The organism is Lichenicola cladoniae (assembly GCF_013201075.1).
Lineage (GTDB): Bacteria > Pseudomonadota > Alphaproteobacteria > Acetobacterales > Acetobacteraceae > Lichenicola > Lichenicola cladoniae.
Genome location: NZ_CP053708.1, coordinates 272339 through 287909, shown reverse-complemented (window position 1 = coordinate 287909; position 15571 = coordinate 272339). Strand labels below are relative to the sequence as shown.

Sequence of the window (15571 nt, the reverse complement as noted above, 5' to 3'; positions counted from 1 at the left end):
TCGGGTGGATAGAGTCATGATGCAGGACAAGACATTGAACGGTTTCACATTGCCTCCGCTCGGGCCGCTGGCATCGCCTGGTTATGCACCGATCGAACCCGAGCTTCGTGACGCACTACTGCTCGTGGCTGTACCGACACTGTCCGCAGTGATGTTCCAGATGGGGCTGCACAGCCGCTTCTTTACCGGTCTGCGGCCGCTGAACCCGGACCAGCCGCGCTTCTGCGGCGCGGCGTGGACGGTGCGTGCCATCCCGGTGCGCGAGGATATCCGCACCGCGATTTCCTCGCGTGCGGCACCTAGCCTGAACCGTCTGGCCCTCGATGCCGCGCCGGAGGGCAGTGTCGTGGTCTGCGGTTCCGGTGGTCATCCGTCGGTCGCGTTCATGGGCGATATCATGAGCACCGCGCTGATCTCGCGTGGCGTGGCCGGCATCGTGCTCGATACCGGGATCTCCGATGCCTCCCTGGTGGCGCGGATGAGCCTGCCGGTCGTGTGCGCCGGCCGGGATGCGGTTTCCTCCTTTTCCGCGATCATGGTGGTCGGCTGCAACGAGCCCATCGGGGTGCACCATGTTGCGGTCTTTCCAGGCGACATCATCGTCGGCGACGCGGACGGCGCGGTCTGTGTTCCACGGCATCTCGCCATGCAGATCGCCGGCATGGCGGCCGAGCAGGAACGCCTGGAGGCCTACGTGATCGAGCGGGTCCGCGCGGGTGTGCCGATCGACATCGCCTATCCGCCGAATGCCGATACGCTCGCCGCCTATCGTCTCTGGTGCGCGCAGCAAGACAGCGCTGCGTGACCATCGCGGCCGACCCGGTCCTGGTCACCGGCGCCACCGGCTTCGTGGGCATGAACGTGCTGGAGCTTCTGCTGGCAGCCGGCCGTCACGTCGTGGGATATTCATCGACGGAAATGCCTGCTCCGTGGTTGGCACACCTCCGGACGCTGCCCGGTAGCCTGTTGCACGAAGTCGGCGATATCCGGGATGCCGAACGGCTGACCATGATCATGCGGCAGCACGGCGTACGCAGCGTGCTGCACCTGGCCGCGATGACCACGGGCGCAGGCCAGGAAGCCGCACGAGCCGCCGATACCGTCGGCATCAACATCTCCGGACTGGTCAATGTTCTGGGTGCGGCCCATGTGGTCGGCGCGACACGCTTCGTGTTTGCCGGATCGGTCGCGGTGTTCGGCTCCTCGGTGCCCGATGGCACGTTGCTCGACGAAGATAGCCTGCGCTCTCCCAGCACCCTCTACGCCATCACCAAGATGAGCGGCGAGCAACTGACCGCCAGGCTTGGCGACGCCTTCGGACTGGACTGGCGGATCGGCCGCCTCGGCCGGGTGTTCGGACCGTACGAATATTCATCCGGCGTGCGCGATACGCTCAGCCAGGTCTACAGCGTGACCGCGATCGCCCGTCGCTACGGCCATGCCAGCCTGCCCCGGCCCTGCAGCAAGAACTGGCATTATTCCCGCGATGCAGCCGGCGCGCTGGTGGCACTTCTCGACCACCACGCGCCCCCCCACCGCGTCTACAACCTGGGCACCTCGCAGGTCTGGTCGCTCGCCGACTGGTGCGAACGCCTGCGTGTCCGCTATCCCGGATTCACCTACGCGGTCGAAGCCGAGCAGAGTTCGGCAGGTGAACGCATCGATCTCTGGGGCGACAATGATGGCGGCCTGCTGTCCTGGCAGCGCGGCCGAAACGACCTCGATGCAGGGCCGGGCTACACGCTAGACCGCGCATTCGACGAGTACGACAGCTTCATCCGCGAGAGTGCCATGTCCGGATTTGCAGCGTGATCGCGACCGGCCTGGACGCGCTCGAACGACAGGTGGTGCGGGACCTTCGGCTGATCGGCTATCCGAACGCGTCCTGGGTGCCACCGCGACATCTGGACGGCGAGCGGATCATCGACGTGCTGATCGTGGGCGCGGGTCAGGGCGGGCTAACCGTGGCGTCGCAACTGCTGCATGAGCGCGTCGACAACATCCTCGTCATCGACGAGGCCGCGGAAGGCGATGAAGGCCTGTGGCTGCGCTATGCGCGGATGCCCACCCTGCGCACCGCAAAGACCGTCACCGGCCCCGATCTCGGCATCCCCAGCCTGACCTTCCAGGCCTGGTTCGAAGCGCAGCAAGGCGAGATCGCCTTCGAACGGCTCGTCAAGATCGCCAAGGAGGACTGGAACAGCTACCTCGGCTGGCTTCGCCGCATGATGGCCATCCCGGTCCAGAACAACACCCGATTCGAAGGCGTCGTCCCGGCCGCCGATGGTCTTCGCGTCACGTTGCTGGAGAATGGCGTCATCCGCCACGTGATGGCGCGCAAGCTGGTGCTTGCCGGCGGAATCGAGACCAGCGGGCGCTGGTGGATGCCACCCGAGATCGCCGCCCTGCCCTCCAACGTCCGTGCCCATACCGCCGACCCGATCGATTTCGCGGCGCTGGCCGGCAAGCGGGTCGTGGTCATCGGGGCCGGCGCTTCGGCGTTCGACAATGCAGCCACGGCGCTCGAGCACCGGGCCGCCTCGGTCGAACTGCTGTGCCGCCGCCCGGTCATCCAGCGGACCCAGCCCTTCAAGATCATCTCGACCCCCGGATTCCTGCGGCATTTCGGCACGCTCGACGATGCCACACGGTGGCGGATGATGCGTCACCTGCTGACGGTTCGCGAAGCGCTGACGCTGGAGACCTGGAACCGTGCCACCGTGCATCCGAACTTCTCGGTGCGGACCGGTGCGCCGGTGCTTGCCGCGTCCTCGCACAACGGCGTCGTGCACATCACCATCCCCGGCGAAACCATCGAGGCGGATTTCGTGATCTGCGGCACCGGTCTGGAGATCGACCTGATGCAGCGGCCCGAACTCGCCGAAGTGGCGCCGCATGTGGCGCTCTGGCGGGATCGGTTCCAGCCATCGGCCGAAGAGCGCGATGACCGGCTCGGCTTCTATCCGTATCTCGGCCCCGGGCTGCAGTTCCAGGAACGGACACCCGGCGCCGCACCCTGGATTGCCGACATCCACTGCTTCAACTTCGGCGCCACGATGAGCATGGGCCCATCCGGTTCCTCGATCAGCGCGATGAAGTTCGCTGTTCCACGGCTGGTTCATGCGATGACCAACGACCTGTTCCGCGCCGATTTCCCGGCGCAGGAAACCTCGATCCGCGCCTACGACATCCCCGAGTTTCCGCTCCTGTTCGCACGCGACCAGCCGAAACCCGATGCGGATACCACCCGGTCATGAAGGCGTCAGCAATGATCCAGGCCCTGTCACGCCGAGCCTGCCTTTCGGGACTGGCCGGGGCGCTTCTGCTGCCATCCTGGAGCAGAGCCGCCTATGCGTCGGATGACTCGCTGTCTTCGTTGAAAAAGGCCGGATCGATCCGGATCGGCACGTCGGGGAGTGCGCCACCCTATACCGGCGTTGATCCGCACAACCAGCTGACCGGATACGATATCGCGTGGGGAAACCTGATCGGAGCAGCACTTGGGCTCCATGTCGATTGGGTCAAGAGCGATTTCCGCGGGTTGATGACGGCACTTCAGGCCGGACAGGTCGACGCGCTGATGTCCGGCATCCGGATCACGCCGCAACGGGAAACGGTGTTCGCGTTCTCGGTGCCATACTCCTACGAGGCGACTGTCGCGGTGGCGCCCTCGACCAACACGACGCTCAAGAGCTTTGCCGATGTCGCGCACCATGATGTCGCCGTGGTCGCCGGATCGTTCCAGGAACAGATCACCCGCGCCACGCCGGGGGTTTCGTCGGTCATGGCGCTGCCGGGCGCCAGCGACGTGTTCATGTCGCTCCGCACCGGTCATGCCGAGATCGCCGTGCTCGGCATGAGCGCGATCACCCATTACCAGCAGGCCGGCAATACCGACATGCGTATCGTCGGCGAAGGGGCCGCGCCGATGGCGCAGGGGGTGGTGCTTCGCCACGACGCGATCGCACTCAAGAGTGCCATCGACGCGGTGATCAAGGCCAAGGTCGCCGACGGCACCTACGACCGCCTCTACCGGCAGTATTTTCATGTGGCTCCACCCTCGGTGGGCTAGTCGCGATTTTAGATCCGTACGATTTTCCCCAAGGATATCATTCATGTCGATGACACGTCGCGACTGGATCATGCGCGTCGGCCTTGCCGGTGGACTGGGTGCGGCGCACCTGGCGCTGCAAGGTCTCGACATCGCGCCAGCCTATGCCGAAACGAAGCGCCCGGTTCTGGCCCCGGGTTCCGGCAACGGGCGCAGCGTGGTGATCCTGGGCGCCGGTATTGCCGGAATGGCTGCTGCCTACGAACTCGGCCGCGCCGGCTACCGCTGCACCATACTCGAGGCACGCGAGCGGGTCGGCGGCAAGAGCTGGACGATCCGCGGTGGCGACACGGTACGCTTCGCGGACGGCCGGACGCAGCATTGCAGTTTCGACGAGGGCCAGTATTTCAACGCGGGTCCGGGCCGGATCCCGAGCCATCACAAGGCGCTGCTGGGCTATTGCCGACAGTTCGGCGTCGCGATGGAAGTGGAAATCAACGCCAACCACAAGGCGGCGATCCAGGACGATGCCGTCAATGGCGGCCGGCCGATCACGCTCGGCCAGGCTGCCAACGACACGCGGGGCCACATATCCGAGATGCTGGCGAAATCGATCAACCAGCACGGCCTCGATGCGGTGATGACCGTGCAGGACCGGGACCGCATGATCGCGTTCCTGCGCGTCTACGGCGATCTCGCGCCGGATCTTCTCTATAAGGGCTCGTCCAAATCGGGTTACGTGACCGTCCCCGGCGCGGCAGAGGATGTCGGCACCATTCTTCCGCCGGTGCCGATGTCGGTGCTGCTGGATGCCGACATGTGGAAGAGCATCATGTACGAGGAGCTCTTCGTGATGCAGGCGACGATGCTGCAGCCGATCGGCGGCATGGATCGCATCGCGATGGCGTTCGCACGCCAGCTCGGCCCGGTCATCACGACCAATGCCGAAGTCACCCATGTCGGACGCCGCGGCGACGGCGTGCGGATTATCTACACCGACAAGAAGCACGGCACGTCGCATGCCGTCGATGCCGACATCTGCCTCTCGACCATTCCGCTCGCCGTGCTCTCCTCGATCCCGTCGGACTTCTCGCCCGATGTGAAACGCGCGATCAGCACCCCCGGCAGCCACATGCGCCAGAAGATCGCCTTCCAGGCCCCGCGCTTCTGGGAGACCGATTACGATGTCCTCGGCGGGATCACCTATCTGAAATCGCCGAACGCGGTGATCTGGCATCCGAGCGGCGGCCTGCTCTCGCCGCAAGGTGTCCTGGTCCTGTATGGCGGAGAAACCGAAATCAGCCCGAAACCCCTGGGCGAGCAGGCCACTCTCGCGCGTGCGGCGATCGGCAAGGTCTATCCCGGCCACGGCGACAGCCTGACCCGGCCGGTATCCGTGACATGGGGCAATATCCCCTACAGTCTCGGCACCGGAGCGGTCTTCGAGACAGATACGCAATGGGCCTATGACCGGCTCAACAAGCCCGACGGACCGTTCTTCTTCGCGGCCGACTACCTGACGCATATCAATGGCTGGCAGGAGGGCGCGATCCAGTCGGCGTACTATGCGATCGACGGTATCGCCGCCCATCGACAATCCGCGAAGCTCTGATCGAGGCGACGCGCGTGGATTGGGCAATCGTCTGGAACTACCTTCCCTACCTGTTGCAGGCGAGCGGGACCACGATCGCCGTGTCGGGTCTATCGCTGATCGGCGGATCGATCCTCGGCCTGGCGTTGACCATGTTGCGTCTCTCCAAGGCGCGGCCGCTGCGGATCATCGTCGGGATCTACGTCTGGCTGATCAGGGGCACGCCGCTGCTGCTGCAGATCTTCGTCGTGTACTACTGGCTGCCAGGGATCGGCATACGCATGCCGGCATTCACCGCCGGCGTGCTGGTGCTGGCGCTCAACTCGGCCGCCTACTACATCGACATTTTCCGGTCTGCGATCCTGACCGTGCCGCGTGGGCAGCGCGAGGCGGCCCTGGCGGTCGGCATGACGCCGGGCCTCGTGATGCGGCGGATCGTGCTGCCGCAGGCACTTCGCCCGGCCTTGCCGCCCTATATCGGCCAGTCGATCAACCTGCTGAAAAACTCGTCACTGGTGTCGGTCATTTCCGTGCAGGAACTGATGTTCACCAGCCAGTCGATCTACAGCTCCACCTACAAGGTTGCCGAGATCCTGGGGACCGCGGGCGTGCTTTATCTGTCGATGACGTCGGTCCTGCAGCTGCTGCAGATCTGGCTGGAACGACGCCTGGCACCCGGCGTAGGAGGCTCACCATGACCGTGCCCGTCGTCCGCCTGGATGGGATCTGCAAAAGCTACGGCGCCGATCCGGTGTTGCAGGATATCCGGCTCGACGTATTCGCGGGCGACGTGATCGGCATCATCGGGCCGTCCGGCGCCGGGAAAAGTACCATGCTGCGGGTCATCAACCAGCTCGAGCCGCACCAGGCCGGCACGCTGCTGATAGACGGGCAGCCTGTGACCAGCACCATGCCGACACGCGCCCTTGCGGCCGTTCGTGCACGGGTCGGCATGGTCTTCCAGGGCTTCCATCTCTGGCAGCATATGACCGCGCTGCAGAACGTCGTCGAGGGACCGATCCGGGTCCGCCGCCAAAGCCCTGCACAGGCGCACGAACTCGGGCTTCGGCTGCTGGCGCAGGTCGGCCTGTCGTCGCACGCGGACAAGTTCCCGTCGCAGCTTTCGGGCGGCCAGCAGCAGCGCGTGGCGATCGCGCGTGCGCTGGCGATGGAGCCCCTGGTGGTGTTGTTCGACGAACCGACATCGGCACTCGATCCCGGCCTAGCCGCGGAGGTTCTGGCGACCATCGCGGACCTTGCGAAACAGCAGGTGACGATGCTGGTGGTTACCCACGAAATGAGCTTCGCGCGTCGTGTCGCGAACCGGATCGTCTACATGCAGCAGGGTCGCATTCTCGAGCAGCAACCCACCGATATGTTCTTCAACGAAGCCTCCCATCCAGACATCCGGGCTTTCCTGTCGCATTCCCATTACGCGTGATCGCGGCTCGTCCAAGAGGTTGCCGATGAACAAGCCGCTTATCGTCGTCGTCGATCCCCAGCATCCGGAGCGGGACATCGAGCACGCGCTGTGCGGCAGCGACTTCGATCTCGAATTCATGCCCTACGACCTGGCACCCGGCACGGCGCTGCCGGACGCTGTCTATGCGCGTGCCGATGCCTGGCTGAATTATCGCGGCCGGCATCGTCTCTCCGACGACATCCTGGCGAAGATGACCCGGTGCAGGATCATCGTCACGTCCGGCGTCGGCTACGACCATATCGACATCGTGGCAGCGGCGCGGCGCGGTATTCCGGTCTGCAACGTTCCAGACTACGGGACCACCGAGGTTGCGGACCATGCGCTCGCGCTGCTGCTGTCGCTGACCCGCGGCATCGCGAGCTATGACGCGACCCTGCGCGAAGCAGGAGGCTGGGCGGCGCTGGGCATGCCGACCGTGCGTCGTCTCCGCGGTCTTCGCTTCGGCATCGTCGGACTGGGCCGGATCGGCGTTGCCACCGCGCGGCGCGCATCCGGCTTCGACATGCAGGTCCGCTTCTTCGATCCGCATCTGCCGCCCGGCGCGGAACTCGCGGTCGGCTACAGGCGGCATATCTCGTTGCATGACCTGATGGCCGACTCCGACATCGTGTCGCTGCATACGCCGCTGACGCCGGATACCAGGGGCATGATCGATGCGGATGCCCTGGCCGCGTTGCCGCCGGATGCGATCCTGATCAACACCAGCCGGGGCGGCGTCGTCGACCTCGATGCGATCGCCAATGCGTTGCGGGGCGGCCGCCTGCAGGCGGCCGGCCTGGACGTGCTGCCGACCGAGCCGCCGGACTACGGGCACCCGTTGCTGCGTGCGTGGCGCGAGGGCGAGGACTGGATCCGCAACCGGCTGATCATCACCCCGCATTCGGCCTTCTATGCGCCAGAATCGATCGCGGACAAACGCCGCCTGACGACGTCGACCGCGATCGATTTCCTGCGCACCGGAGCCTTGCGCGCGTGCCTCAACCAGCACCTAGTCTGACAGCTACGCTGCCCGTAAAACACCAGGCTTGATCGGAAGCTTTGACGGGAGCCCTACCCGGATATATCATTTGAGATATCAGATTGGGTGAACTCTGGATGGTCATGCTGGCGCGACGGGAGATGGTGCTCGCCACAGGCGCCGGCTTCCTGTTGCCAGCGTGGGCCAGGGCAGCATCGTCCGCATCGTTGCGGGCACAGACACTGGTGATCGCCGTCGCGTCCGACCCGGTCGGGCTCGAGCCGGCGGTCAATCGCGCCGAACCGATCGGCAGCGAGATCATCCTCAACGTGTTCGACACGCTGGTCGCCTGGGGCGATGCCAGCCAGACCATGCCGGAACCCAGGCTGGCACGATCCTGGACGGTTTCGCCGGACGGGTGCGTCACCACATTCCAGCTGCGCACCGACGTGAGCTTCCATGACGGTACTGCCTGCGATGCGGAAGCGGTCAAATTCTCCCTGGATCGCAGCCTGACGCACAACTCCTACACGCGCGCGAGCCTCGATGCGGTGCAGGCCGTCACGGTCACGGGTCGCTGGATCGTCGAGATCCGGCTCTCGCGGCCGATCCCTTTCCTGCTGACCCTGCTGGCCCAGCCCCAGGCGGCGATCGTGAGCCCGACGGCGGTGCGTTCGATGGGGGCCGCGTTTGCCAACACGCCGGTCGGCAGCGGGCCATTTCGCATATGCCATTACGATCCCGACGTGAGCCTCATCCTGGATGCGGTTCCCACCTATTTCCGGGGCGCACCCGGAATGCGGCGGATCGTCTATCTGGTCATCGCCGATGCCTCGACGCGTCGCCTGATGCTCGAGAATGGCGACATCGACATCTGCCAGCAGAACGGACAGCTCTCGGCGCTGCCGATGGAGGATCTGAAGGCCTATCGCAGGAACCCAGCGATCCAGGTGATCGAGGCCCCGAGCCAGATCATGCGCCAGCTCGAGTTCAACAACCGGGCCGCCGGCGGTCCGACGCGGGACCTGCGGGTGCGGCGTGCGATGGCCCTCGCGGTCGATTACGACGGCCTGATCGACGGCGTCATGGACGGCACCGTCGATCGTGCCTACGGGCCATTGCCCAGCAGCAACTGGGCGTACGACCCGACCATGGAACGCACCGCGTTCCATTATGACCCCGTCCAGGCCCGCCGCCTGTTGCGTGAGGCCGGTTACGCCCCTGGCAGCATCCACCTGACCCTCTACACCTTCCAGGGCAGCCTATGGGCGACGGTGGCGACCTTCCTGCAGGCGAACTTCGCCGCGGTCGGCCTGGACGTGCGGATCGAGCAGGTCGAGTTCCCGAGCCTGCGTACCATCCAGACCGGAGGCCATTTCGAGGTGGCACTCGATGGCCGCGAGGCCTGGTACAACGATCCGGATGCGCACATCACGATCGGGTACCTGTCGAGCCTGGCCGACACCGCGATGACCTTCAGGATGCCACCCGACCGGGCGCTGGACGGGTTGATCCTCGAGGCCCAGTCCTGTCCGGATCCGGTCCGGCGCAAGGCGCTCTATGGCGAGATCCAGCACCGGATCATGGACCGCGTGCCCGGAATCTATCTGTTCAGCAACAGGGTGATCGTGTTCGCGCGGGCCGACATCCGGGGACTGAAGCTCAGCGGCGCCCCCCCGTTGACCGAATACCGGTCGGTTCACCGCGATCCTGCAGCCGGAACCGGTCCTTGAGCCTCTATCTCGGCCGCCGCCTGCTGGCCGTCGTGCCGGTGCTGGCGCTGGTCCTGGTAATGGTGTTCGGCCTGACCCGGCTTATCCCCGGCGACCCCGCGGTTACCCTGCTCGGGCCCGGCGCCACCAACGCGCAGCTGAACGCGCTCCGGCATCAACTGCATCTCGACGAACCCGAGGCACGGCAGTTCCTGTCCTATGTCGGCGGCCTGGCGCACGGCGATTTCGGCACCTCGCTCAAGACCGGCCAGCCGATCTCGCGGGCGCTGGCGACCAGGCTGCCGGCGACGATCGAGCTTTCCGTCACGGCACTGCTGATGGCGCTCGCGGTGGGCATTCCGTTCGGGGTCTGGGCGGCGCGCCGGCCGGAAGGACCGCTCGACCAGGCGCTGCGGCTCGTCGCGCTGGCCGGGGTGTCGGTGCCGGCATTCCTGCTGGCGCTGGGATTGCAATACGCTTTCGGGGTCTGGCTCGGCTGGCTGCCGGTCGCCGGCCGCACCGATCCCTGGGAGATCCGCACCGGCATCACCGGCTTCGTCATGCTCGACGCGGTGCTCGAGGGCGACGGGAGCGCGCTGTGGGACGCGATCCGGCACGTGCTGCTGCCGGCCTCGGTGCTGGCGAGCTTCCTCGCCGCCACGCTCAGCCGCTTCGTCCGCAACACCATGATCGCCACCATGACCAGCGACTACATCCGCACCGCCCGGGCGAAGGGATTGCAGGAACGCGCGGTGATCGTGCGCCATGCGCTGCGCAACGCGATCCTGCCGGCGGTGACCGTGATCGGCCTGCAGTTCGGCGACATGCTGGGCGGCGCCATCCTGACCGAGACGGTGTTTTCCTGGCCCGGCCTCGGCCGCTACACGTTCGAGGCGATCCGCAACCGCGACTACCCGGCGATCCAGGGTGCGACCCTGGTGTTCGCGCTGATGTTCGTGCTGACCTCGCTGCTGGTCGACCTGATCGCGCTGCGGCTGGATCCCCGCCTGCGCCGGCAATCGAGATGATCGCCCGCGTGCGCACGCTGCTTCGTGCAAGCCCCCTGGCGACGGCCGGCCTCGCCATGCTGACGCTGTTGCTGCTGGCGATCGCCGCCGCGCCGCTGCTGGCTGGCGCGCCCCCGGACCGGCTCGACGTGCTGCACATGCTGCGGCCACCGTCGGCGGCACATCCGTTCGGGACCGACATGTTCGGCCGGGACGTGCTGTCGCGCGTGCTCTACGGCGGTCGCGCCACGCTGGCGATCGGCGTGCTCGTGGTGGCATCGGCGTTCATCGCCGGAGTCACGGTCGGCACCATCGCCGGATTCTTCGGCGGGTTGCTGGACAGCGTGATCATGCGGCTGGTCGACGCGCTGCTGAGCTTCCCGGCGCTGGTGCTGGCCATCGCGCTGGCGGCGGCCTTCGGTCCGAGCCTCGGCAACGCCATGATGGCGATTTCCATCACCCTGGCGCCGCAGTTCGCCCGCGTGGCCCGCGCGCAGGCCGCCCTGCTGTCGACCGCGCTGCATGTCGAGGCGGCACGCTGCATCGGCATACCGACCGGCCGCATCCTGGTGCGCTACATCCTGCGCAACGGGATCGGGCCGTTGCTGACCCAGGCGACCCTGTCGATCAGCAGCGCCATCCTGCAGACCGCGAGCCTCGGGTTCCTCGGGCTGGGCGCGCAGCCGCCATTGCCGGAATGGGGTGCCGACATCGCCGCCAACCTCGAAACTGTTCGTAGCGCGCCTTGGGTGGCCCTGGCTCCCGGGCTCGCCATCCTGCTGACGGTGCTGTCGTTCAACCTGATCGGCGATTCTCTCGGTGCGCTGCTCGACCCGCGCCAGCGGCGCCGTTCATCATGACCAGGGCCTTGCGGATGACCGAGCGTGTGATCGTCCTCGAACGCGTCGACTTCCTGCCGTCGAACCGCGTCACCGACGATGCCAGTATCCTGACGCTGAAATCGCTGGTGTTCGAGCCGCTCTGCCGCTGGCACGAGGGGCTTGTCCGCCCGGCCCTGTTCGCGCGCTGGAGCCACGACGGCAGCGGCCGCACATGGCGGTTCGAGATCCGCGAGAACGCACGGTTCCACGATGGAACACCCTGCACGGCGGCCGATATCCTCGCCTTCATCGAGGCGATCCTCGACTCGCTCGACATGTTCGGCATGAAATGGTCGTATGCGCGCTACTTCGAACACACGCGCTTCAGCGTCCTATCAGACACCGCGCTCGGTGTCTCCAGCCCGCACCCGTTCGCCGACATGCTCGACGTGTTCTCCGAGTTCTATATCTCGAAAAACGATGCGGCAGGCTTCCCCGTGCTCGGGACCGGGCCTTATCGGGTTGCCGAGTTCACGCCGCAGGACCGCGCGATACTCGAGCCGGTGCACGGGAACGACACATCGCGCCTCGTGGCAATCGCGGTGCCGAGTGCGGAGGAGCGGCGGCGGCGTGTACGGGCCGGCGAAGCGGACATCGCCTGCGGCCTCGAACTGCTGGAGCGCGGCCCGGACTTCGGCGACGATCTCAACTGGCACCGGGCGACCGGCACCTTGTCGGTGATGTATTACCTGAACTGCGCCACCGGGTTCTTCCGCTCCGCTGAGGCGCGTCGGTCGATCAATCACGCCGTGGACAAGACACGGATCGTGCGTGATCTGTTCGGCGGACTTGCCGAACCGGCTGCAACGATCGTCAGCCCGTTCCATCTCGGGTATCGCGACGCGGCGGTAGCGCCACTTGCCTACGACCCGGACATGGCGCGACGGCTGCTGGACCGGGCCGCCCCATCCGGCGAGCTAGTCCTGCGCACTCCGCACCACATGCCGACACGTGCCCTGCGGATCAGCCTGATGGTGCAGGACGCGCTGGCCGAGGTCGGTGTGCGGGTCAGGCTCGACGAACAGCCGGACCGGCCGGAATACGCCCGCGAGATCGGCGCCGGGCACATGGGCGATCTCGCCATCTTCGACTCTTCGCCGCACAGCACCTACAGGGTGCTGAACGACAAGATTTCCAGCACGACGCACGGCGTCTGGTGGCAGGGCTACGAGAACCCGGAGATCGAGACGCTGATCCGGGCCGCCAACGACAGCGTCGAGGATGGCGATCGCGCCGTGGCCTATGGACGCTGCCTGTCGCGGCTCAACGCCGATCCGCCCTGGCTGTATCTGTTCCACCCGGTCGGCGTGCTCGCCACCCGGCTCCGGTCCGGTATCGGCCTCGACCACAAGGGCATCCTGAAACTTGATGCATGACCAGGACATCTCGATGACCGCGGACTATACTATCACGTTCTTCTATTACGATGACCTCAACGTGGTGATCCCGTTCTATGAGCAGACGCTCGGGTTCGAGCTCGTGCTCGACCAGGGAATGGCGCGGATCTACCGTATCGGCGGCGGCAGCTATTTCGGCATCGTCGATGGCAATCGCGGCCATCTTCACCACCAGCCGAACAGCGCCGTGCTGCTGACGATCGTGGTCGACGACGTCATCGCCTGGCATAATCGCCTGCGGCAGGACGGGGTGCCGGGCATGTCGGAGATCCTGTTCGGCCGGTTCTGCGAACATTTCTTTTTCGAGGACCCCAGCGGCTACGCCATCGAGGTGCAGCGATTCCGGGATCCGGCTGTCGCCGCCCTGTTTCACACGGCCGGACCATCGCGATCATGAACAAGGCGGATGCCGCGTGCCGTACGCTGATCGCGCGTTTCGGGGCGCGGAAGACATATCTGCCGCTGCTGGTGAACTATACGCACGAAGACAGAGCGGCAAAGGGACTTCGGACCATTGCCGACCCGAGTGCGGCGCGACCACCGATCCATTATTCCGCCGTCGAGGTCGTGGCGCAGGACCGCGCCGTGCTCCTGCTGGGACCGCACGGTGCCGGCAAGACGAGCTTCGCGCTCGATCTCGCTCTCAACCTCGCGGGCGAGCGGATCGGCGATCCCGCCTTCAACCTCGCCCGCCTGGAGCGCGTGCTGCCGCGCAACGATCTCGGGGATGTCGCACCGGAAGCCTGGAGCGGGAAGTTACCGGTGCCGGTCTATCTGCGGGTCACCGGGCCGACCACGCTCGCTGCGGTGCTGGAAGCCCTCCCCGGTGCGCCGACGCTCGGTGCAGGCGAGCCGATGTTGCTGATCCTCGATGGCGCGGAGCATCTTGACGCGTCGGCCGCGGAGATGTTCGCCGCACTCGGCGACCTGCTGGCACGCGTGCCGACGCTGCGTGTGCTGGTGCTCGGTGAAACCGGGCACTGCGCTGGTTGGTCGCTGCCGGACGTTTTTGCCACATACAGCCTGTTGCCGTTGCTGGAGACGCAGCGGGATGCCTACCGCAAGGCCGTCGCGCCGGCGGCCGAAGCCATGTCGGCACGCGGTGGGCCGGCACTGCCCGAATTGTTCCTGTTGTCGCTCGATCTCGTCGATCCGCCCGAGACGCCCTATCGACTGGTCGATGCCTGGCTTCTTGCGGCCCTTGGCTCGGACAACGCGGTCGCCCAGCTGGCCGCGCAGGCATTCGACAACCATCGCGACGCAGTACCGGCACCGAACGACCTGTCGTCGCTGGTCTCGCTTCATCTCGTGGCCCGCCATCTCGAGACGATCGGCCCATCCGCAATTCTCGCGATGTTCGCCAGCGACCCCGTCCGCTGGGCCGAGCCCGCCGGACTGACCGGTCGACGGCTCTCGGACAGGGCAACCGGTGACACAGGCGCCGCAACCTCGCTCGCCAGCCTGGTGGACGGGCTGGCCTCCCTCCCGGATGCAGCCGGCGGGCGGGGCGCGCTGGTGGCGGCCGGTGTTATCGAAACCGAGGGGCTGCCCTCATGGCCAGGTGCCTGGGACACGGTCGTGCAGGCGCTGTTGGCCGCCATTGCAGGAGATAGGCTGCCGATACCGCTGCGCGTCGCGGCTGGCCGGCACCTGGCGCAAGCGGGTGATCCGCGCGACCTCGACTTGCTGATCTCGATCCCGGCCGCCGGGTTCGTCATGGGGTCGACGACCCACCCCAACTCGATGCCGGTCCATGCCGCCGCGACGGCCGCCTTCCGGGTCGGCCGGTATCCCATCACGAACCGGGCCTATGCCGGTTTCATCGCCGCCACCGGACGGCCGTGGCGAAGCGCCGACGGGCCGCGTGCCGAACGCGCCAATGTGCCGGCGGTCGACCTGACCTGGCACGATGCGAACGCGTTCTGCGACTGGCTGACGGACCGGTGGCGCGCCGACGGCCGGATCGCGATGCAGGAGCGGGTGAGGCTGCCGACCGAACCGGAGTGGGAACACGCCGCCCGGTGCGGCCAGCCTGATCAGGACCCTTTAATCGTCTATCCGTGGGAAGGAGGCTGGCACCCGAGCCGTGCCAATTCCAGCGAAACCGGGCTGAACGATACCTGCGCCGTGGGCCTGTTCCCGGCGGGGCGATCGCTGTTCGGGCTGGACGACATGACGGGTCAGGTCTGGGAATGGACCAGCACCCTCTGGGGCCCCGACATGGCTCATCCGGCCTGGGCCTATCCCTACCGGACGGATGGACGCGAAAATCCTACGGCGGACGCATCGATCCGGCGCGTGCTGCGCGGCGGCTGCTTCTCCAGTGGCAAGGCGAAAGCCTGCTGCACCTATAGGGGCAGCCTCGAACCGGACGGGTTCTGGCGCGGCAATGGCTTCAGGATCGTCGTCTCGGCGTAAGGGGCCGTGAGACGTTCTTTCGGAGGCGGCGCAGACGGTTCCGGAATCGGATTTCCGCCTGCTCGCTTCGGCA

General features: G+C 66.4%; 14 protein-coding genes. All 14 read left to right on the top strand.

Features of this window, described 5'->3' with window-relative positions; all coding sequences use genetic code 11:
- Window positions 1–16: 16 nt before the first annotated feature.
- Window positions 17–805, top strand: a complete 789-nt coding sequence (locus HN018_RS01190) for an RraA family protein (RefSeq protein ID WP_171832815.1) — start codon at window positions 17–19, stop codon at window positions 803–805.
- Window positions 802–1812 (top strand): NAD-dependent epimerase/dehydratase family protein, encoded by a 1011-nt coding sequence (locus HN018_RS01185; protein ID WP_171832814.1) that lies wholly within the window; start codon window positions 802–804, stop codon window positions 1810–1812. Before HN018_RS01190 ends, HN018_RS01185 begins: the two co-directional genes overlap by 4 nt.
- Complete coding sequence (locus tag HN018_RS01180) at window positions 1809–3257, top strand: NAD(P)-binding domain-containing protein (RefSeq protein ID WP_171832813.1); 1449 nt, start codon at window positions 1809–1811, stop codon at window positions 3255–3257. The genes HN018_RS01185 and HN018_RS01180 overlap by 4 nt, the downstream gene beginning before the upstream one ends.
- Window positions 3254–4072 carry a substrate-binding periplasmic protein gene (locus tag HN018_RS01175; protein ID WP_171832812.1) on the top strand — a complete coding sequence of 273 codons (819 nt, stop codon included), beginning with the start codon at window positions 3254–3256 and terminating at the stop codon, window positions 4070–4072. Before HN018_RS01180 ends, HN018_RS01175 begins: the two co-directional genes overlap by 4 nt.
- A 43-nt stretch (window positions 4073–4115) precedes the next feature.
- On the top strand, window positions 4116–5663 hold the full coding sequence (locus HN018_RS01170) for a flavin monoamine oxidase family protein (RefSeq protein ID WP_171832811.1): 1548 nt from the start codon (window positions 4116–4118) through the stop codon (window positions 5661–5663).
- Window positions 5664–5677: 14 nt separating this feature from the next.
- Window positions 5678–6340: an amino acid ABC transporter permease gene (locus HN018_RS01165; protein WP_171832810.1), complete on the top strand. Its 663-nt coding sequence runs from the start codon at window positions 5678–5680 to the stop codon at window positions 6338–6340.
- Window positions 6337–7083 carry an amino acid ABC transporter ATP-binding protein gene (locus HN018_RS01160; protein ID WP_171832809.1) on the top strand — a complete coding sequence of 249 codons (747 nt, stop codon included), beginning with the start codon at window positions 6337–6339 and terminating at the stop codon, window positions 7081–7083. The genes HN018_RS01165 and HN018_RS01160 overlap by 4 nt, the downstream gene beginning before the upstream one ends.
- A gap of 25 nt (window positions 7084–7108) precedes the next feature.
- Entirely contained in the window at window positions 7109–8122 is a 1014-nt protein-coding gene (locus tag HN018_RS01155; protein WP_171832808.1) for a C-terminal binding protein, read from the top strand.
- An 83-nt stretch (window positions 8123–8205) separates the two neighbouring features.
- Window positions 8206–9816, top strand: coding sequence for an ABC transporter substrate-binding protein (locus tag HN018_RS01150; RefSeq protein ID WP_239478916.1), 1611 nt, complete (start codon window positions 8206–8208; stop codon window positions 9814–9816).
- Window positions 9813–10823: an ABC transporter permease gene (locus tag HN018_RS01145; RefSeq protein WP_239478914.1), complete on the top strand. Its 1011-nt coding sequence runs from the start codon at window positions 9813–9815 to the stop codon at window positions 10821–10823. Before HN018_RS01150 ends, HN018_RS01145 begins: the two co-directional genes overlap by 4 nt.
- On the top strand, window positions 10820–11662 hold the full coding sequence (locus HN018_RS01140) for an ABC transporter permease (protein WP_171832807.1): 843 nt from the start codon (window positions 10820–10822) through the stop codon (window positions 11660–11662). Before HN018_RS01145 ends, HN018_RS01140 begins: the two co-directional genes overlap by 4 nt.
- The gene (locus HN018_RS01135) at window positions 11659–13059 is read left to right on the top strand and encodes an ABC transporter substrate-binding protein (protein WP_171832806.1); all 1401 of its coding nucleotides are present in this window, start codon (window positions 11659–11661) and stop codon (window positions 13057–13059) included. The genes HN018_RS01140 and HN018_RS01135 overlap by 4 nt, the downstream gene beginning before the upstream one ends.
- A 13-nt stretch (window positions 13060–13072) precedes the next feature.
- Complete coding sequence (locus tag HN018_RS01130; protein ID WP_171832805.1) at window positions 13073–13477, top strand: VOC family protein; 405 nt, start codon at window positions 13073–13075, stop codon at window positions 13475–13477.
- Window positions 13474–15498 carry an SUMF1/EgtB/PvdO family nonheme iron enzyme gene (locus tag HN018_RS01125; RefSeq protein WP_171832804.1) on the top strand — a complete coding sequence of 675 codons (2025 nt, stop codon included), beginning with the start codon at window positions 13474–13476 and terminating at the stop codon, window positions 15496–15498. Before HN018_RS01130 ends, HN018_RS01125 begins: the two co-directional genes overlap by 4 nt.
- Window positions 15499–15571: the final 73 nt, after the last annotated feature.